The sequence below is a fragment of the Lentzea chajnantorensis genome (assembly GCF_054300775.1).
In genome coordinates this window covers 4,715,330-4,734,017 of sequence record NZ_JBSDZT010000002.1, presented here as the reverse complement: position 1 = coordinate 4,734,017, position 18,688 = coordinate 4,715,330, and the positions used below count along the sequence as shown (strand labels likewise).

The 18,688-nt window shown below is 70.1% G+C and carries 15 protein-coding genes; 9 read left to right on the top strand and 6 right to left on the bottom strand.

From position 1 onward, the window contains the following. The first annotated feature begins 179 nt into the window (after positions 1-179). The 3 genes from leuC to ACVDFE_RS23590 are packed head-to-tail and all read left to right on the top strand — an operon-like array spanning position 180 to position 3,088. Positions 180-1,574: a 3-isopropylmalate dehydratase large subunit gene (gene leuC, locus ACVDFE_RS23600; protein WP_458431871.1), complete on the top strand. Its 1,395-nt coding sequence runs from the start codon at positions 180-182 to the stop codon at positions 1,572-1,574. Positions 1,575-1,604: 30 nt separating this feature from the next. After that, the gene (leuD, locus tag ACVDFE_RS23595; RefSeq protein WP_458431870.1) at positions 1,605-2,201 is read left to right on the top strand and encodes a 3-isopropylmalate dehydratase small subunit; all 597 of its coding nucleotides are present in this window, start codon (positions 1,605-1,607) and stop codon (positions 2,199-2,201) included. Continuing rightward, a complete protein-coding gene (locus ACVDFE_RS23590) occupies positions 2,198-3,088 on the top strand; it encodes a LysR family transcriptional regulator (protein WP_360389193.1) in 891 nt (296 codons plus the stop codon). The genes leuD and ACVDFE_RS23590 overlap by 4 nt, the downstream gene beginning before the upstream one ends. Before the next feature lie 32 nt (positions 3,089-3,120). On the opposite strand, the gene ACVDFE_RS23585 is transcribed toward ACVDFE_RS23590, so the two are convergent. Continuing rightward, positions 3,121-3,498, bottom strand: coding sequence for a cupin domain-containing protein (locus tag ACVDFE_RS23585; RefSeq protein WP_360389196.1), 378 nt, complete (start codon positions 3,496-3,498; stop codon positions 3,121-3,123). 14 nt (positions 3,499-3,512) lie between these two features. Further along, complete coding sequence (locus tag ACVDFE_RS23580; RefSeq protein WP_458431869.1) at positions 3,513-5,390, bottom strand: FAD/NAD(P)-binding protein; 1,878 nt, start codon at positions 5,388-5,390, stop codon at positions 3,513-3,515. Between the two features lie 158 nt (positions 5,391-5,548). Here ACVDFE_RS23580 and ACVDFE_RS23575 point away from each other — a divergent pair, with 158 nt between their 5' ends. The 3 genes from ACVDFE_RS23575 to ACVDFE_RS23565 all read left to right on the top strand — a co-directional run bounded on the left by ACVDFE_RS23575 (position 5,549) and on the right by ACVDFE_RS23565 (position 8,210). Beyond that, positions 5,549-6,136 (top strand): cysteine hydrolase family protein, encoded by a 588-nt coding sequence (locus ACVDFE_RS23575; RefSeq protein WP_360389200.1) that lies wholly within the window; start codon positions 5,549-5,551, stop codon positions 6,134-6,136. Between the two features lie 336 nt (positions 6,137-6,472). Further along, entirely contained in the window at positions 6,473-7,306 is an 834-nt protein-coding gene (locus tag ACVDFE_RS23570; protein ID WP_458431868.1) for a peptidoglycan-binding protein, read from the top strand. 61 nt (positions 7,307-7,367) lie between these two features. Further along, positions 7,368-8,210, top strand: coding sequence for a peptidoglycan DD-metalloendopeptidase family protein (locus tag ACVDFE_RS23565; protein ID WP_360389206.1), 843 nt, complete (start codon positions 7,368-7,370; stop codon positions 8,208-8,210). A 67-nt stretch (positions 8,211-8,277) separates the two neighbouring features. On the opposite strand, the gene ACVDFE_RS23560 is transcribed toward ACVDFE_RS23565, so the two are convergent. Together ACVDFE_RS23560 and mmuM are read right to left on the bottom strand one after the other, a co-directional pair. Further along, positions 8,278-9,390, bottom strand: coding sequence for a hypothetical protein (locus ACVDFE_RS23560; RefSeq protein ID WP_360389209.1), 1,113 nt, complete (start codon positions 9,388-9,390; stop codon positions 8,278-8,280). Positions 9,391-9,588: 198 nt separating this feature from the next. Continuing rightward, the gene (mmuM, locus tag ACVDFE_RS23555; protein WP_458431867.1) at positions 9,589-10,470 is read right to left on the bottom strand and encodes a homocysteine S-methyltransferase; all 882 of its coding nucleotides are present in this window, start codon (positions 10,468-10,470) and stop codon (positions 9,589-9,591) included. A 69-nt stretch (positions 10,471-10,539) separates the two neighbouring features. Between mmuM and ACVDFE_RS23550 the strand changes: the two genes are divergently transcribed. Next, positions 10,540-11,544 (top strand): TerC family protein, encoded by a 1,005-nt coding sequence (locus ACVDFE_RS23550; protein ID WP_458431866.1) that lies wholly within the window; start codon positions 10,540-10,542, stop codon positions 11,542-11,544. A gap of 201 nt (positions 11,545-11,745) precedes the next feature. Here the strand turns inward: ACVDFE_RS23550 and ACVDFE_RS23545 are convergent, their stop codons facing one another. Then, positions 11,746-12,201, bottom strand: coding sequence for a VOC family protein (locus tag ACVDFE_RS23545; protein ID WP_458431865.1), 456 nt, complete (start codon positions 12,199-12,201; stop codon positions 11,746-11,748). 108 nt (positions 12,202-12,309) lie between these two features. On the opposite strand from ACVDFE_RS23545, the gene ACVDFE_RS23540 reads away from it, so the two are divergent. Beyond that, entirely contained in the window at positions 12,310-13,296 is a 987-nt protein-coding gene (locus tag ACVDFE_RS23540) for a helix-turn-helix transcriptional regulator (protein WP_458431864.1), read from the top strand. Here the strand turns inward: ACVDFE_RS23540 and ACVDFE_RS23535 are convergent. Next, the gene (locus ACVDFE_RS23535) at positions 13,277-15,352 is read right to left on the bottom strand and encodes a cellulase family glycosylhydrolase (RefSeq protein WP_458431863.1); all 2,076 of its coding nucleotides are present in this window, start codon (positions 15,350-15,352) and stop codon (positions 13,277-13,279) included. The genes ACVDFE_RS23540 and ACVDFE_RS23535 overlap by 20 nt on opposite strands. Positions 15,353-15,907: 555 nt before the next feature. On the opposite strand from ACVDFE_RS23535, the gene ACVDFE_RS23530 reads away from it, so the two are divergent. Next, positions 15,908-18,553: a glycoside hydrolase family 9 protein gene (locus tag ACVDFE_RS23530; RefSeq protein ID WP_458431862.1), complete on the top strand. Its 2,646-nt coding sequence runs from the start codon at positions 15,908-15,910 to the stop codon at positions 18,551-18,553. Positions 18,554-18,688: the final 135 nt, after the last annotated feature.

The following is an 18,688-nucleotide window of genomic DNA, read 5'->3' as shown; positions in this document are numbered from 1 at the left end:
GAATCGGGATCCTCCGCGTCTTGCCTTAGGTGCAGGAGGTGGAGTCCGGTGGAAACGAGGTACACCGCCTAGTCCGCCGGTGGAGCCGGATTCCCCTTCGGTGCATTGTCTTGCTGCTCGCGAAGGTCGTGTGGTTGCCTCGACGTGAATCGACACACCGGATGCGCGGGGGAAATCGCATGGGTACGACGATGGCGCAGAAGATCTGGGCCGGACACGTGGTGCGCAGTGACTCGTCGGGCGAGGACCTGCTCTACATCGACCTCCACCTGCTGCACGAGGTGAACACACCGCAGGCGTTCGACGGGCTGAGGGCGGCGAGCCGCACGGTGCGCCGCCCCGACCTGACCGTGGGCACGGAGGACCACAACACGCCGACGACGTCCCTGACGCGCGGAATTCTCGACCCCGCCGCGCGCAGGCAGGCCGAGCTCATGCGGGCCAACTGCGCCGAGTTCGGGATCCCGTTGCACCGCCTGGGAAGCGAACAGCAGGGCATCGTGCACGTGATCGGGCCGGAGCTGGGACTCTCCCGGCCGGGCATGACGATCGTGTGCTGCGACTCGCACACCACCACGCAGGGCGCGTTCGGCGCGCTGGCGTTCGGCATCGGGACGAGCCAGGTGGAACACGTGCTGGCCACGCAGACGCTGCCGATGTCACGGCCTCGGGACATGGCCGTCACCATCACCGGGCAGCTGCCCTTCGGGTGCACGGCGAAGGACCTGGTGCTCGCGCTGATCGCCAGGATCGGCACGGCCGGGGCACAGGGCCACCTCGTGGAGTTCCGCGGCGAGGCCGTGCGGGCGCTGTCGATGGAGGGACGGATGACGTTGTGCAACATGGCGGTGGAGGCCGGTGCGCGCGCCGGAATGGTCGCGCCGGACCAGACGACGTTCGACTACCTGCGGCTCCGTCCCGGCATGCCGGCCGACTTCGACGCCGAGGTCGCCCACTGGCGCACGCTGTGCACCGACGCCGACGCGGTGTTCGACAAGGAGGTCGTGCTGGACGCGAGCTCGCTGCGCCCGCACGTCTCCTGGGGCACGAACCCCGGCCAGAGCGTGCCGATCGACGCGCACGTGCCGCATCCGCACGAGTTCGCCGGCGCGCAGGAGCAGGCAGCGGCCGAGCGGGCGCTGGAGTACATGGATCTCAAGCCGGGCACGGCGTTGCGGGACGTGGCGGTGGACGCGGTGTTCATCGGCTCGTGCACGAACAGCCGCATCGAGGACCTGCGCGCGGCCGCGGAGGTGCTGCGGGGACGGCGCGTCGCCGACTCCGTGGAGATGATCATCGTGCCCGGCTCGGCCGCGGTCCGCCGCCAGGCCTGCGAGGAGGGGCTGGACGAGGTGTTCGCCGCGGCCGGCGCGGACTTCCGTGCGGCAGCAGGGTGTTCGATGTGCGCGGCGCTGAACGAGGACCGCCTGCGACCGGGTCAGCGGGCGGCGTCCACCAACAACCGCAACTACGAGGGCAGGCAGGGCAAGGGATCGCGCACGCACATCGTGTCGCCGCCCGTTGCCGCCGCCACGGCCGTGCGCGGCCGGATCGCCGCCCCCGCCGACCTCTGACCGCCTTCCCACGCCTCCAGGAGCGCACCCGTGCAGCAGTTCACCGTCCACACCGGAACCGCGGTTCCGTTGCGGCGCAGCGACGTGGACACCGACCAGATCATCCCCGTCCGCTTCCTCACGCTCTCCGAGCGCACCGGTCACGCCGACTCGCTGTTCGCCGACTGGCGGGAGGACCCCGGGTTCGTGCTCAACCGGCCCGTCCACCGGGGATCGACGATCCTGGTCGCGGGCAACGACTTCGGCACGGGATCGTCACGTGAGTACGCCGTGTGGGCGTTGCTCGACTACGGCTTCCGTGCGGTGATCGCCCCGCGGTTCGGTGACATCTTCCGCGGCAACGCGCTGCTCAACGGCCTGCTCCCGGTCGTGCTGCCGGCCGCGGTGGTCGAGCGGCTGTGGCAGGCCGTGGAAACCGATCCCGCGGTGCCCGTCACCGTCGACCTGGAACGGCTCGAGGTGCGGTGCGGAGGGCTGGCCGAGTCGTTCAGCGTCGACGCGCGTGCCAGGGAGCGGCTGCTCACCGGCACCGACTTGATCGGCGCCACGCTGACGCACGCCGGCGACATCGAGACCTACGAAGCGAACCGCCGCCCCACGCTGCCCGTCACCGGGGGCACGCGGTGAGGTTCACCCAGTGCGCTGCCTTCGTCGCGGTCGCCGACGAAGGCAGCTTCACCAAGGCCGCCAAGGCGTTGGGCGTCTCGCAGTCCGCCGTCAGCCACGCGATCGCGGGACTGGAGTCGGACCTCCGGTGCGAGCTGGTGCTGCGCGGTCGCGCGGGCGTGCGGCTGACCGATGCCGGACGCGACGTGGTCGTCCACGCCAGGGCCATCGTGACGCACGCCGAACAGATCCGGCTGACCGCCTCGGCGGTCGTCACGGGACTGCGCGGGACCGTGCGGTTCGCCACCAGCCAGACCTTCGCCGGCAGACTGCTGCCCGTGCTCCTGGAGGAGTTCCGCACCCGGTTCCCCTCAGGGGAGATCGTGCTGCGCGAGGGCACCGACCAGCAGATCGCGGCGTGGTTGCGGTCCGGTGCCGTGGACGTCGGCGTGGTGACGTTGCCGAAACCGGACCTGGTCACGACCCCGTTGTGGCGGGACGAGCTGTGCGCGGTGCTGCCCGCGGGGCACCGCCTCTGCGGGCAGACCGCGGTGCGGGCCGGCCAGCTGGCGGGCGAGCCCCTGGTGCTACCGGTCGGCGGGGTGGAACCCCTGCTGCGAGCGGTCCTGCTGGCGGAGGGCGCAGAACCCGCTGTGGCGTACCGCATCCGCGACCTGCACGCACTGCTCGCCATGGTCTCCGCCGGCGTCGGACCGACGGTGTTGCCGATGTCGTTGCTGCCCGGCGGGATGTCCGGGGTGGCGGTCGTCCCGCTGACGCCGGCGCTGACGAGGACGGTCGCGCTCGGCGTCCGGGAGACCGCGAGGAGCACTCCGGCGGTCTCGGCGTTCGTGCGGCTCGTCCGCGAGCTCGCCCGGCGAGCCGTGGACGAGCCGCTGAGCGCGTGAACCGGTCCGCACCGACCGGTTCACGCGTCCGGTCAGCCCAGCGGCCGGGTTGCAGCGGTGCGCACCCCGAGCACCGTGCAGCCGGCGACGCTGGTCACCTGGTGCACGCTGCCGGGCTCCTCGACGATCAGGTCACCGACTCCGTAGCGGTCGCCGTTGTCGTTGACGAGTTCGCCCTGCAGCACGAACATCAGCTCGTAGCCGAGGTGTTCGTGCAGGTCCCCGTGAGCGCCCGGCTCCATCCTCGTGAGAAAGGCCGTGGCGTTCTGGGGATCGCCGGTGGTGAACAGCGGGTGGATCTCCACCCCGGCGCGACCTGGTTGTTCCCAGCGGGTCCACTGCACGGTGTCGAGACCGGCGGACAGGACGTCCCGCAGGACGCGGACCGATCGGAGCTGGGTGTCGGTCATGGTGTTCCTCCTCGTCAGCCGGCCGGAACCGGTGATGTCATGGCGTGGACGGCGGTCAGCGCGTGCCGGGCGATCGCGTCCGCGTCCCTGGTGAACTCGTTCCACGGTCCGGGCCTGCCGCTGCCGACGAACGTGAACCAGCGGGTGTGCTCGGCCGGCACGCCCAGCACGTAGAGATCGGTGTCGGGCCTGCCGTGGCGGTCCAGCGGGTGGAACGGGCTGCGCGTGACCGCGACGCCACCGGTGTGGAACGCGTTGTCGCCCTTGCCGTTGGTGAAGCCGTTCCAGATTCCGCGGCGCACGAGTGCCCGCGTCAGCGGCGAGCTGTCCAGGTACACGTTGGGATTGGCGATGCGGGCGTCGATCAGCGTCCGCACCTCGACCCTCGATCCGGCGACGGCGGGCGAGGACAGCACGAACGCGTTCCGCCCGCGGTCCACCGAGAACTCCGCGTCGGGCCCGACCAACCTCAGGATTCCGGCCTTGCGCAGCGCTTCCGCCTGCCTGATCCGCACCAGCGGCGGGCCGGCCGCCAGCAGCGAGCTGCGCGGCGAGAACCAGGTGAGGAAGTCGCGGTGCGTGTCCGGCGTGAGCCCGCCGAAGTCGGTGATCTCGCGCACCACCCAGCGCGTGTCGCGCAGCACGTCCAGCGCGGCCTTCAGCGGCGAGGCGTAGTTGCCGCGCACGGCGTGCTCGATGTCGGCGCGGACGTGGTCGTCCAGCGCACGTTCGAACTCGGCCCGCGACGCGAAGGTCCGGCCCGCGAACGGACGGGCCAGGCCCTCGAAGTCGAACGGCGTCAGGTGCCCGAGGCCCTGAGCGAGGGCGATCGGCCTGATGTCCGGCGGTCGCGCGCCGGTCGCCGCCACGACGGCCGCCGTGAACTCCGCGGCCGCCTCGGCTCCGAGGGTTTCGCGCACCTCGGTCAGGTAGTAGACGTACTCGATCTCGCCGAGGATCCACGGCAGCACGTGCGCACCGAAGTCGATCTCGCCGAACACCCGGCCGCGACAGACGTTCTCGGTGGTGAAGAGCGTCGGCCGGAACTTGAGCGTCGCGGGCTTCTGGTTGATGCCGCGCGCGGACAGGGCGATCCCGCTGCGCGAACCGCCGGCCAGCAGCGGTTCCCGGCCGCTGGCCAGGTACCGCAGACCGTCGCCTTCCTCGACGAACCGCCCACCCCTGCCGACCGTCAGGGCGAGCATGAGGTCGTAGAAGGTGAGCCCGAGCCCGAGCAGCCCCACCGCGGAGCCGTCGGGGATGGTGTCGAGCGGCATCGTGACCGCGGAGTCGGCGGCGAAGTAGCGCAGGTCCGGTCGTGTGGCGGCGAACTCCTCGAACTCGCGGAACATCCCCACCTGGTGGAGCCTCGGGTGCCCGGTCGTCAGCACGACCTTGTCGACCAGCAGGTGATCGCCGGTGGACAGGTCGAGGCGGTACCTGAGCGACGTGGGCTCCAGGTCCTCGACCGCCGCCGTCACCCGGTGCAAGCGCACCGTGGGCGGCAGCGAAGCCTCGATCACGTCCGTGACCCACCGCATGTACTTGCCGTGCAAGGCCCTCGGCGCATAGCCCGTACGTCCCTCGAACCCCGGGGCATGCGCACTCCACCACTCGGCGAGCGACGGCCCCGCACCCGGCCGCGCACGCCCCTCGTCCGGAGGCCCGGAGAACATGGTCACCTCACCGCAGGGGGTGTTCATGAGGAACCACTCGGGCTGTCCCGACTGCCAGATGCGGCCGCAGCCGACCTCGACCGCGTCCACCAGGTACACCGTGACCGGCACCGCCGGCGCCTGCTCGTTCATCCTGGCGACGAGCCGTTCCAGCACCGCGAGCCCACGGGGCCCGCTGCCGACCACGGCGATCCGAAGCGGTCCGAACGCCTCCATGGACACACCTTCCCCGAGTCCTGCAACCGCCGAGAAAGCTATGACCGGCAGGCGGGCACCGGGAAGAAGAACTCGTTCATGCAGCCATCTGGTTCGCTCATGCAAGATGCGCCGACAGATTTCCCGCCGGTGTCCGGCACGCGAATAAGTTGAGCGGCATGACCAGTTCACCGGCACTTCTCGTGCTCGATCTGCTGAACGACATCGTGCACCCCGACGGCCAGTACGCCTCCCACGGCTACGAGCAGCAGGTCGCCAGCCGAGGCGTGCTCGAACGGGCCGCCACCGCGATAGCCCGCGCACGAGCGGAGAACATCCCGGTCATCTACGTGGTGGTGGGATTCTCCCCCGACTTCTCGGAATGGCCGTCGAACTCCCCGGTCTTCGCCGAAGCGAAGGACGCGGGAAAGCTGGTCATCGGTACCTGGGCGACCGAAGTGCACGACGCCGTGAAACCCGCCGAAGGCGACGCCGTGGTCGTCAAAAGGCGCATCAGCCCTTTCTTCGGCACGGAGCTGGACCTGGTGCTGCGCACGCGAGGCGTGAACACGTTGCTGCTCACCGGCGTCTCCACCGATCTGGTCGTGCTGGCCACAGCACGAGATGCCCACGACCGCGACTACGCCGTGCAGGTGCTGGCGGACGCCACCGCCTCCGCCACCTCCGACCTGCACGAGGCGGCGCTGCGACTGATCGCCCGAACCGGCACCGTGACCACGGTGGACGAGGCACTGCCGCCCAGGTGAACGGGTCGCAGACGGCGTGGGTGCCCCCGGTTCGCACACCCCGTGACCGACTTCGGGAGTGACCCACGCCGGTGGCCTCGCCGACCGCACCCTGCTCGGGCTCGGTGGCCGGATGTTCGTCTGGCCGGAAGGCTCCGGTGAGGGCGGGGTCTGGCACCACCGATCCGGCGGCCGCTGTCGGTTCGCCGTGCACAAGTCCGCAGACGTCCCCGGTCCCCGCACGAGCGGTCTGCCAACCCCGCGCGACCGGCATCGTTCCAGGTGAACGGCTTGATCGAACCGGGGGCCGGTCGAAAATATATCGGTTTTATATGTGCCTGGCCGAGGATGTCCGGCATGTCGGATCGTCTTGGACGTCGTGGGTTCCTGGCCGTTCTGGGCGGGATCGCCGCAGGGGGTGTGCTGGTCCCCGGGGTGGCGGCCGCCGCGGGAACCGCGGACATGGAGCTCGTGGTCCTGGCCGCGCAGTGCGACCCCGTCAAGCCCGACACCGGGCTCACGCCGGGTGCCGGGGCGAGCGTGCGGCTCGTCGAGCAGGCGCTCGTCGCCGAGGGGCTGCTCGCCGCGCAGTACGTCGACGGGCACTTCGGCACGGTCACCCGCACCGCCTACGGGCGGTGGCAGGAGTCGCTCGGGTACGCGGGCGCCGCCGCCAACGGGTTTCCCGGCCGGGCGTCGCTCACCGCGCTCGCTGACGGGCGGTTCACCCTCACCCGCACCCTCACGCCGGGCGCGCGCACCACGTTCCAGGGCTTCCCGTTCAACGCGCGCACGGTCGCGATGCTGCGGGAGGCGCAGCGGCTCTGCGGAGTTCCGCTCGTCGTGGAACAGGGCTCCTACTCCCCCGGCGAGGACCCCACCTCCGCCGGCACGCACGACGGAGGTGGCGCCGTCGACCTGGACGCCGAGGCGTTGACCTCGGCGCAGCGCACCGCGCTCGTGACGGCGTTGCGGCGGGTGGGGTTCGCGGCGTGGCTGCGGCGACCGAGCCAGGGCAACTGGCCGCTGCACGTCCACGGCATCGCGGTGAACGACACCGACCTGTCGACACCCGCGCAGAAACAGGTCGGCCAGTACTACCTCGGGCGCGACGGGCTGGCCGGCAACGGCCAGGACGACGGGCCCCAGGTGACGAAGGTGACGTGGGAGCAGTACCTCCGCGCCGCCTGACCGCTCGAGAATCCCCGCACCAGTGAGGAAGCACATGCCCAGACCACGGACATGGACACGAATGGCCCTCGCCGCGGCTGCCGCGGTGCTCGCCGCCGCGAGCCTCACCGCGTTGACGGTGACCCCGGCGGCCGCGGCGGCCAGGGACGGCGTCTGCGACAGCGGCGAGTTCTGCTACTTCTACAACAGCGACCACGCGGGCTCGGTCTCCGACTTCGCGGGGTCGATCTCCGACTACGGCTCCACCCAGCCCTCCTGCTACGACTTCAAGAGCGCGGGCGCCGGGCAGGGGCTGTGCGTCAAGAACAACGCCGCGTCGGTGTGGAACCGCACCGGCGGCACGGTCCGGGTGTACTTCAACTCCGGCTACGCCGGCGCCACCCAGGACTTCGCGTCCGGCGCGAAGACCAACCTGAACTCGACGCTGAAGAACAACAACGCCTCGCACCAGTTCAACCCTGGCACGACCGGCCGCTTCTGGCTGCCGTTCCCCTGCGGGGAGACCTGGGCGGCGAGCACCCGCTCCGGCCACAGCCCGGCCAACGCCGTCGACTTCAACCACTACCCCGAGGACAACGGCTACAAGGTCTACTCGTCCGCGCCGGGCACGGTGTCGAAGGTCGCGAACCTGGGCAGCACCTCCTACGGGCGCTACATCGTGATCGACCACGCGGGCGGCTGGCAGACCCTGTACGCGCACCTCAGCTCGCAGGACGTGTCCGTCGGCCAGTCGGTGTCCGAGAAGACGATGATCGGCCGGGTCGGCAACACCGGTGGTTCCACCGGCCCGCACCTGCACTACGAGCAGAAGCTCAACGGCTCCGTGCAGCGGGTGACGTTCCGGGACGGCAACCCGACCTACTGGGGCACGCGCGACCTCGCGCGCAGCACGAACTGCCCGTGACGAACGGATGACCGAGTGCCCCGGCCGCTGCGGCCGGGGCACTCGTCCGAGACCCCCCGGGCACCGGTCAAGCGACCCAGTCGGCTTGGACGAAGACGGCGAGCATGTCGCTGTTGCGCACGCCGTTGGTCGAGAAGGAGCCCTCGACGCCCACCCAGCCGCGGAACGTGCCGCTGTCGTCGAGGATCTGCAACAACGGCTTCACGTGCGAATTACCGGTGTAGCACGGCTCGTCGCGTTCCATCGCCAGGCAAGTGCACCAGTGCCACAGCGCGTCGCGGCGGTCGCCTGAGTTCACCCGGCCGAGGTAGTACTGCAGGGAGCTGACGTTCGCCGGGGTGCCGCCGCCGTAATGCGGGCAGCCACCGGCCGCCTGGCACACCTTCGTCGACGAAGGCTGGAAATAGGTCAGGCACCAGGTCACCGTCGTGCAGGCGGTGAAGGAGCCGACCGCGAACGAACTGGTCACATCGCTCGCCGTACCAGCCGTCCAGCCCTTTCCGACATAACGGAGACCACCCTGGTGCGATTGCACGCTCGACATCGCACGACGGTCGGTCAGCGCCGCGTTGCTGCCGTAGCCATAACCGCTGTTGACCCGCGTGGAACTCACGAAGTTCAACCGCGCCAGCGCCTGCTGGGTGTCCACTGACCACTTGTCCGTCCAGGTCGGCGACCAGGTGATCGTGACGGTCTGCTTGCCATCTTGGGTGCCCAGCACGTAGGTGCCCTGCCGGACGTCGTCAGGAGCGCCGGTGAACCCACCCGCCGTCATGATCTCGCACGGGCGGACCTTGTCGGTCGCCTTCGGATCGGTGGACGAGCACGACGAGTCCGGTGTGACCCCGATACCGGTCCGCTGAGTGGGCTTCGTCTGCTCCCACACGTACATGCTCGCTGACACCTTCCCGGTGGCCGCGTCGAACGCGTAGGTGCCCAGCCGGAACCAGTTGGCGGTCGAGCCGGTGGTGAGGCTTCCGGTTGACACCACGAAGTTGGCCCGCCCACCGGGAAGCTCACCGGCCGCGGCGGCGGGGACCGCGGCGGGGGTCGCGGCGGCCAGCAGCGCGATCACGAGGAGGGAGAAAACCCGCTGGACGAACCGCGGCGAAGATTTCGCGGTCCCGCCCGTGATGCGCCACGTCCTGCGGAGCAGGCCTTTTCGTTGGTCCTTCTGCATGACGGCTGAACCATCCCATCTCTGGTGTTCGTGTCACCGCGGGCAACAGAATGAGACAACAGAAGAACGCATTGCCATTCCGTTTCCCGCAACCAGATACCGAAGGTCACTTCACTGATTTGCTCGCACAACGCTCATCAGCTTTCCGAGCAGGTCTACATTTTCCCTACACGACCGCCCATGCCCGTTGATGCGGTTTCAGCGGAGAGCGCGGGCGATCTCGGCGATGCCCGCCGGGCCGACGCGGCAGCAGCCGCCGATGAGGCGTGCGCCCTGTTCGGCCCACTCCGTCACCGCGAACGACTCCACGCCGCCGAACCACGCGCGTGCGGCGGCGTTCCACTGCTCGCCGGTGTTCGGGTAGACCACGACCGGCAGCCCGGTCACCGCGCGGGCGGTGGCGACGGCTCCGGCGACCTCCTCGGGCGCTGAGCAGTTGAGGCCCACGGCCACGACCTCGTCGATGCCCTTGACCAGGCCGAACGCTTCCTCCAGCGACTGGCCCGCGCACGTCTTCCCGTCGCGCACGCTGTAGGACAGCCACGCCGGCACGCCGCTGCCCGCGACCACCCGCAGGACCGCCTCCGCCTCCTGCGCGTCCGGGATCGTCTCGACCGCGAGCAGGTCGGGTCCGGCGTCGGCGAGCACCTCGATGCGGCGGCGGTGGAACCGTTCCAGCTCGTCGGTGGTCCTGCCGTAGCGGCCGCGGTACTCCGAGCCGTCGGCCAGCACCGCGCCGTACGGGCCCACCGACGCGGCGACCCAGCGGGGGCCGTCCACTTCGGACGCGGCGGATCGGGCGATCGACACGCTGGCCTTCATCAAGCCGACGGTCTGCTCATCGGTCAGACTGCGGCGGGCGAACCCCTCGAACGAGGCCTGGTAGCTGGAGGTGATCACGACGTCCGCGCCCGCGCGGAGGTAGCCGGCGTGCGCCGCCCTGACCGCGTCGGGGTCGGAGAGCAGCAGGCGGGCCGTCCAGAGCTCGTCGGACAGGTCGTGACCGGCCTGCTCCAGCGCGGTCGACAGCCCGCCGTCGAGCACGACGACCCTGTTCGTGAGCACGTTCACCAAGTCCACCAGCCGAGGATACGCACGATCCGGTAACGTCCAATTCAGACAAATCGACCACCAGAGGAGAGGGCACCTGTGCTTGAGATCAGCGGACTGACGTGGGCGGTCACGATCGGGGTGATCGTCGTCCTGCTGGCGGTCGACCTCGTGCTCGCCGCCGCCCGCCCGCACAAGGTCGGGTTCCGCGAGGCCAGCCTGTGGTCGGTGTTCTACATCCTGGTCGCGGTCGGCTTCGGCGTCTGGTTCATGCTCACGCACGGCGGTGGCCCCGGCACGGAGTACTTCGCCGGCTACATCGTCGAGAAGAGCCTGTCGGTCGACAACCTCTTCGTGTTCGTGATCATCATGACCACGTTCCTGGTGCCCGAGGAGCACCAGCACAAGGTGCTGACGTTCGGCATCGTGCTGGCGTTGATCATGCGCGGCATCTTCATCGCGGTCGGCGCCACGCTGCTCTCGCTGTTCTCGTTCATGTTCCTGCTGTTCGGCCTGCTGTTGATCTACACGGCGATCCAGCTGTTCCGGCACCGCAACGAGGACCCCGACGTCGAGAACAACGTCGTCGTCACCACGGCCCGCAAGCTGCTGCCGGTCACCGACGACTACGTGGGCGGCAAGATCTTCACCCGCGTCGAAGGCCGCAGGATGGCCACTCCCCTGTTCGTCGTGCTGGTCGCGATCGGTGGCGTGGACCTGCTGTTCGCGCTCGACTCGATCCCCGCGGTGTTCGGCGTGACCGAGGAGCCCTACATCGTCTTCACCGCCAACGCGTTCGCACTGCTCGGCCTGCGCGCGTTGTTCTTCCTCGTCAAGGGCCTGCTCGACCGCCTGGTGTACCTGTCGGCCGGTCTCGCGATCATCCTCGCGTTCATCGGCGTGAAGCTGATCCTGCACTGGGCGCACGTCGACATCGACCCGCGCGTGCCCGAGGTGCCCACTCCGCTCAGCCTGGGCGTGATCATCTCGATCCTGGTGGTCGTCACCGTGGCCAGCCTGGTCAAGACGCGCAACGACCCGTCGGTCAAGGCGCACCCCGGTTCGCTGCGCGGCAGCGGCAAGGAGCAGCCCGAGGAGAAGTGACCCCGTCCCCCGCGCCTAGCCGCACGGTTCTCGCCGGAGACCGCTCACCGGCGTCTGCAAGTACCACCAACTCAACGTCAACAAGCACTTTTCCACCACCAACTCGCCGTCCCGCACACGTGTTCGACGGACGGCGAACAGGTTGGGTGTGGTCAGCGGCGGTTTGATCATGGGTTGGTGGTACTTGCAGATGCGGGGCGGTCAGTAGGCGGCTGCGACGTCCAGGATCCAGGTGACGCCGAACCGGTCGGTCAGCATCCCGAACGCCGGCGCCCACTGCGCGGGCCCGAACTCCTCCACCACGGTGGCGCCGTCGGCCAGCGCGTCCCAGTGGCCGCGGACCTCCTCGACGGTCTCGCCGCGCACCGACAGGAAGAACGGCTCGGTGGTGATCGTGGTGCCGTTCTCACGGCGGGTCGTGCCCGCACCGGACACCGGCTCGTCCGCACCGGGCACGTCGTAGGCCATGACGCGGAAGCCGTTGTCCGCGACCACCTGGCCGAACACCACCCTGTCCGCGCCGGGCAGGTCGGCGGGCATGCCGAAGTCGCCGTAGGTGGCGATGGTGGCCTTGCCGCCGAACACGGAGGCGTAGAACTCCAGGGCCTCCCGCGCCTGGCCGCGGAAGTTCAGGTGGGTGACTGCGTTGAGCGACATCGACGTCCCCTGTGCGAGTGGTTCCGTGCCGGAGGTCTCCGGCGTTGAGGACGACAATGCCGGTAGTAGCGGACAGGGAACGTCCGCTACTTGTGCGAGAGTGGATTCATGCCGACTTCCCCCTCGACGACGACGTCCGCGCGCCTGCTGTCGTTGCTGTCGCTGCTGCAGGTCCGCCGCGACTGGCCGGGCGGGTTGCTCGCCGGCCGGTTGGGCGTCAGCGAACGGACCGTGCGGCGTGACGTCGACCGGTTGAGGGAGCTGGGCTACCTCGTGCACGCGGTCAAGGGACCCGACGGCGGGTACCGGCTGGAGGCGGGCAGCGAGGTGCCGCCGTTGCTGTTCGACGAGGAGCAGGCGGTCGCGCTGGCCGTGGCGCTGCGGATCGCGGTCGGGACGGGTGCGGGCATCGAGGAGGCCGCAGCACGGGCGCTGGTCACGGTGCGGCAGGTGCTGCCGTCCCGGTTGCGGCGGCGGGTCGACGTGCTGGAGGTCGGGACGGCCGGCGCCGGACCGCAGGTGGACACCGGGGTGCTGCTCGCCGTGAGCAGTGCGATCAGGGCGCGGGAGGAGCTGCGGTTCGACTACCGCGCACCGGGCCGTCCGGACGCCGGCGGGCCGCCGCGGCGGGTGCAGCCGCACCACCTGGTGAGCCGGGCGGGGCGGTGGTACGTCGTCGGGTGGAGCGCGGAGCGGGAGGACTGGCGGACCTACCGGGCCGACCGGATGGTGCTGCGGGTGCCGAACGGGCCGCGGTTCACACCGCGGGAGGTGCCCGGCGGTGACGTCGGCGCGTTCCTGTCGGCGCGGTTCAAGGGGTCGGACGCGCCCGGCTGGCCGTGTCGCGGCGAGGTCGTGCTGGACCTGCCGGTCGCCGAGGTCGCGCCGTTCGCCGGGGACGACACCGCGGAGGAGCTCGGCGACGGGCGGACCCGGCTGGTCACCGGGTCCTGGTCGTGGGCCGCCCTCGCCGCGCGGCTGCTGCGGTTCGACATCGAGGTCGAGGTGGTCGGCCCGCCCGAGCTGCGCGACGCGTTCGCCGCGTTGTCGCGTCGCGCGGCCCGGGCGGCCGGGGTCACGCGGCAGTGCCGGTGACCGCGCTGCCGGACTTCGTCACGTAGTAGGTCACCTTCGCGCCGCTCCAGTAGTGGAACGTCAGCGTGACGCGGCGGTTGTCGGTGACCTCGGCGAAGAACTCCGGCGTGAACGTGGTGGTGCCCGCGGTGTAGTCCGGCGCGAACGTCCGGTCGAACTCCTTGAAGGAGGTCCAGTTGTGCGGGCCCGCGTTCGAGCCGTCGTCGTACTTGGCCTCCATGGTGGCGAGCAGGTCGCCGCGGAACGCGGTCGGGACGGCGAACGCGGCGGTCGTGCCGGTCGCGTTCCGCAGCACCGGCGGGTCGTAGGTGACCAGGTTGATCCGCCACGGCACGCCCTGGGAGAAGTGCGCGGTGATCGTCGCGTTGGTGCCGTAGGCGCGGGAGCCGCTCAGCCGGGTCAGCGCGGACGCGGTCAGGGTGAGCTGGTCGCCGGAGACGGTGTAGTCGGTGCCGCGCACCAGCTCGGTGGTGCCCTGGCGCAGGCCGCTGAACGTGGTCCCGTTGAGGTTCAACGTGATGGTCTTGGCGCTGATCGCACTCGACTTCGCGCTGAACACCTGGTCCGTGGAGGCCGTGCCGGACCTCGTGGTCCAGCTCGACTTGATCTGCGCGACCAGCTCGGGGTCGCTCCACTGGAACGACGTGCGGCCGAGGTGCTGGCCGTTGTCCCAGAGCATGGTGGTGATCTTCTTGGCACGGGCGTAGTGGCCGAAGTACTCGAAGAACTTGAGCTTCTCGCCCTGTTCGATCGTGCCGATGTGGCGGTCGAAGCCGAGCAGGCCGTACTCGCCGAGGATCACCGGGATGCCGCGTGCGATGAACGTGCTGTGGACGCGGTCGAACGAGTCCGTCAGGTCTTTCTGGGCGGTGGCGTCGAAGTGCGTGCCGCCGGCGACGTTCACGCTGAACGGCCAGTAGCCGTAGTAGTGCACGGTCGCGGCGATGTTGGGGTCGTTGAAGGTCGTCAGCGACGCGGTCAGCTCGTCGAGCCGGGCCTGCTCGGACGAGGTGTGCAGGGTGGGCAGGACGAGCAGGCGGGCGGTGTTGCCGCCGCCGGAGCGCCGGACGATGTCTCGGAACGAGGCGTTCAGCTCGTGCAGCAGCTGGGCGTTCTGCGCGTCACCGGAGCTGCCGGTGAACTGCGGCTCGTTCACGCTCTCGAACACCAGCCGCGCCGGGGAGTCCCTGAACGCGGTCGCGAGCTGCGTCCAGATCGCGTTGTACTTCGCCAGCACCCCGGTGCGGTCCGCGGGCATGGTGTTGATCCACTGCCACGAGTCGTGGTGGATGTTGATCAGCACGTGGAAGCCGTCGGCCAGCGCCCAGCCGACGACCTCCTTGACGCGGGCCAGGTACGCCGCCTCGATGGTGTACCCCGGCGCGGCGCCCAGGTGCTGGCCCCACGTCACCGGGATGCGGATGCTCTTGAAGCCCTGCGCCTTCACGTTGTCCAGCAACGCCTCCGTGACCCGCGGGTTGCCCCACGACGTCTCGTCGGCGCCGGTCGAGTCGAGCGTGTTGCCGAGGTTCCAGCCCGGCTGCATCGCGGCCACCTGGGCCATCGCGTCGCCGGGCACGGGGTTCCCGGTGGTCGTGGTCGTGGTCGTCGTGGTGACGGGGGCGCCGGTGCAGGTGACGCCGTTGAGCGCGAACGACGCGGGCGGGGTGTTCGCCCCGGACGAGCTGGCGTTGAACCCGAAGGACACCTTGGCGTTCGGCTCGATCACCGCGTTGTAGCCCGCGTTCACGGCCGTGACCTGGCTGCCCGTCGAGGTGACGGTCGCGTTCCAGGCCTGGCTGACCTGCTGCCCGGACGGCCACGTCCAGGTCAGCCGCCAGCCGTCGACCCGGTCGCCGACGTTCGTGATCGCCACGTTCGCGGTGAAGCCGCCGGACCACTGGCTGGGGACGGTGTAGTCGACCTTGCAGCCGGGTGCCGCCGCCGCGGGGGTGACCGCCGCCAGCCCCGCCGTGCCGGCCACCGCCACGAGTGCCGCCGCCAGCGCCGCACCTCCACGGCGGATCGCCTGCAGCCGATCGCGGAATCCGCTCATGGCACACCTCCCGGGCTCGGCGGCGCGGTCCAGGAGCACCCCCTCCGAACCGCACGCTCGGAGGGAGTGCTCGAAAGGGGCCGTCGCAGCCCGCCACGACGCCGCACCGTGGCGATCCGCGCCCTGTTCGACCCCTGGATCATGGACTGGGAGCGCTCCCAGTCGGTGGCCGGACTGTAACCACGCCAACCGCCGGTCGGGAAGACCTGTCGAACTGTGGTCGATACGAAAGCGAACCTCACATTGCACTTCGCGTGATCGGCGAAATGCCGTTCGTTCACGCGATGCGAGCAGCGGCGGAGCTGCGGCGACGAGTTCCGGTCACGCTTGGTCGCCGGATTTTTGTTGCCACTGAGCCATTTCAGGGACGGCCTTAGCAATCATGATCGAAATGAGCACGCGGGCGTTAAGCGAAAGTTGCGGCAAACGGCCGAATGTGTGAAGAAATCAGCACCGGAGGTCTGTCGGAGCGGTTTCGTGACCGTTACAGTCCCGGACCTGGGAGCGCTCCCAGAATCTCTCCCCCTGCCAACGGAGGCCCACATGCACGGTCGCATGTCGAGAGCTGCGACAGCCGCGCTCGTCGCCCTGCTCGTGGCGCTGACCGGTCCGCTGGTGCCGGGCGCGACGGCCGCCCCCGCGTTCAACTACGCCGAGGCGCTGCAGAAGTCGGTCTGGTTCTACGACGCCCAGCGGTCGGGCAAGCTGCCGCAGGACAACCGGGTGAGCTGGCGCGCGGACTCGGCGCTGCGCGACGGCTCCGACGTCGGCCTCGACCTGTCCGGTGGCTTCTACGACGCGGGCGACCACGTGAAGTTCGGGCTGCCGTTCGCGTTCAGCATGTCGATGCTCGCCTGGGGCGCCGTGGAGAACCGCGCCGCCTACGCGAGCTCCGGCCAGCTGCAGCACCTGATGTCGAACCTCCGCTGGGGCACCGACTGGATCATCAAGGCGCACCCGTCGCCCAACGTCGTCTACGGCCAGGTCGGCGCGGGCAACCCCGACCACGCGTGGTGGGGCTCGGCCGAGGTCATGCCGATGGCACGGCCCTCCTACAAGGTCGACGCCTCCTGCCCCGGCTCCGACCTGGCCGGCGAGTACGCGGCCGCCACGGCGTCGGCGTCGATGGTCTTCAAGGACACCGACCCGGCCTACGCGGCGACCCTGCTGACGCACGCCAAGCAGCTGTACTCGTTCGCCGACACCTACCGCGGCAAGTACAGCTCCTGCATCACGGACGCGGCGAGCTTCTACAACTCGTGGAGCGGCTACCAGGACGAGCTGGTGTGGGGTGCGATCTGGCTGCACCGCGCGACCGGTGACGCGAGCTACCTGGCCAAGGCGAAGACCGAGTACCTGAAGCTCAGCACGGAGCAGCAGAGCACCGAGCGCTCCTACAAGTGGACGATCGCGTGGGACGACAAGTCCTACGGCGCGTACGTGCTGATGGCGAAGCTGACCGGCGAGCAGGTCTACGTCACCGACGCCAACCGGTGGCTGGACTTCTGGACCACCGGCTACAACGGCAACCGAGTGCGCTACTCCCCCGGCGGCCAGGCGGTGCTCGACAGCTGGGGTTCGCTGCGCTACGCCGCCAACACGGCGTTCGCCGCCCTGGTCTACTCGGACTGGCTGTCCACTCGCGACAGCACGCGCGCCAAGACCTACCACGACTTCGGCGTGCGGCAGGTGAACTACGCCTTGGGCGACAACCCGCGCAACGCGAGCTACGTCGTCGGCTTCGGCACCAATCCGCCGCGCAACCCGCACCACCGCACCGCGCACGGGTCGTGGGCCGACACCATCCAGGAGCCGGCCGTCAGCCGGCACGTGCTCTACGGCGCGCTGGTCGGCGGGCCCAGCACGAACAACGACGCCTACACCGACAGCCGCAGCGACTACGTGATGAACGAGGTCGCGCTCGACTACAACGCGGGCTTCACCGGGGCGCTGGCCCGGCTGTACCAGGAGTACGGCGGCACCCCGCTGGCGAACTTCCCGGTGACCGAGGCGCCCGACGGCCCCGAGCTGACCGTGCAGGCGTCGGTGAACCAGGCCGCGACCCAGTTCACCGAGGTCAAGGCGTTCATCCTGAACAAGACCGCGTGGCCGGCCAGGACGTTCAACGGCTCGCTGCGCTACTACTTCACGCTCGACGGCGCCACGACGCCGAGCCAGATCAGCGTCACCACGAACTACAACCAGTGCGGTGCCGCGAGCCCGCCCGCGCAGTACCGGGGCGCGGTGTACTACGTGGAGATCGCGTGCACCGGTGTGGCACCGGCCGGGCAGTCCGCGTTCCGCAAGGAGGTCCAGTTCCGGATCACCAGCGCCGGCACGTGGGACCCGGCGAACGACTGGTCCTACGTCGGCCTCGGCAGCGGCAACACGGTCGCGCAGACCGACCGGCTCGTGCTGCGCCAGGACGGCCGGATCGTGTGGGGCCAGGAGCCCGGCGGCGGCGGTGTCGAGGACAGCGAGGCGCCGTCCGTCCCGGGTGGACTGACCGCGTCCGGTGCCGGCAGCTCCAGCGTGACGCTGGGCTGGACCGCCTCGACCGACAACGTCGGCGTCACCGGCTACGAGGTGCTCGACGGCACCACGGTCGTGGGGTCGAGCAGCACGACGAGCCTGCTGCTGACCGGCCTCACGCCGGACACGGCGTACTCGTTCGCGGTGCGGGCCAGGGACGCGGCGGGCAACGTCTCCGCGGCGAGCACGCCGGTGAGCACCAGGACGTTGCCCGGTGTTCGCAGCACGCTGACCGTGCAGCACAAGGGTTCGAGCGCCGCCCGGTCCAACCAGATCACCGCCGCGCTGCAGCTGACGAACCGCGGCACGACCGCCGTGGGCCTGGGCACGACGACCGCGCGGTACTGGTTCACGGGCGACTCGGCGGCGGCCGGCTACCAGGTGTGGTGCGACTGGGCGCAGATCGGGTGCGCCAACGTCACCCTGCGCGTGGTGAAGCTGGCGACGGCCCGGCCGGGTGCGGACGCCTACGTCGAGGTGTCGTTCGCGTCCGGGAGCCTCGCCGCCGGTGCGGGCACCGGTGAGATCCAGGTGCGGGTGGCGAAGTCCGACTGGTCCGGTTTCGACCAGAGCGACGACCACAGCTACCGGGTCAGCAGCGCGCTGTCGGACTTCGACCGGGTCACCGGCTACTCGGGCGGCGCGCTGTCGTGGGGTGCCGAACCCTGACCGAGCTTCGGTGCGGGGCGTTCTGCGCGCCCAGGCGTTCCGCGCCGATCCCAACCCCGGCCTCCGGCCGGCTCCCGCCGCGTCCCCGGCACAACGTCGTGCCGGGGACGCGCTCCCACGGGTGTTTCGCCCGTT

Bases quoted from the DNA above. Each gene is read 5' to 3' on its own strand.
- leuC (WP_458431871.1), top strand. From the start codon at position 180: ATGGGTACGACGATGGCGCAGAAGATCTGGGCCGGACACGTGGTGCGC.
- ACVDFE_RS23585 (WP_360389196.1), bottom strand. From the start codon at position 3,498: ATGACCGACACCCAGCTCCGATCGGTCCGCGTCCTGCGGGACGTCCTG.
- ACVDFE_RS23580 (WP_458431869.1), bottom strand. From the start codon at position 5,390: ATGGAGGCGTTCGGACCGCTTCGGATCGCCGTGGTCGGCAGCGGGCCC.
- ACVDFE_RS23575 (WP_360389200.1), top strand. From the start codon at position 5,549: ATGACCAGTTCACCGGCACTTCTCGTGCTCGATCTGCTGAACGACATC.
- ACVDFE_RS23570 (WP_458431868.1), top strand. From the start codon at position 6,473: ATGTCGGATCGTCTTGGACGTCGTGGGTTCCTGGCCGTTCTGGGCGGG.
- ACVDFE_RS23565 (WP_360389206.1), top strand. From the start codon at position 7,368: ATGGCCCTCGCCGCGGCTGCCGCGGTGCTCGCCGCCGCGAGCCTCACC.
- ACVDFE_RS23560 (WP_360389209.1), bottom strand. From the start codon at position 9,390: ATGCAGAAGGACCAACGAAAAGGCCTGCTCCGCAGGACGTGGCGCATC.
- ACVDFE_RS23545 (WP_458431865.1), bottom strand. From the start codon at position 12,201: ATGTCGCTCAACGCAGTCACCCACCTGAACTTCCGCGGCCAGGCGCGG.
- ACVDFE_RS23540 (WP_458431864.1), top strand. From the start codon at position 12,310: ATGCCGACTTCCCCCTCGACGACGACGTCCGCGCGCCTGCTGTCGTTG.
- ACVDFE_RS23535 (WP_458431863.1), bottom strand. From the start codon at position 15,352: ATGAGCGGATTCCGCGATCGGCTGCAGGCGATCCGCCGTGGAGGTGCG.
- ACVDFE_RS23530 (WP_458431862.1), top strand. From the start codon at position 15,908: ATGTCGAGAGCTGCGACAGCCGCGCTCGTCGCCCTGCTCGTGGCGCTG.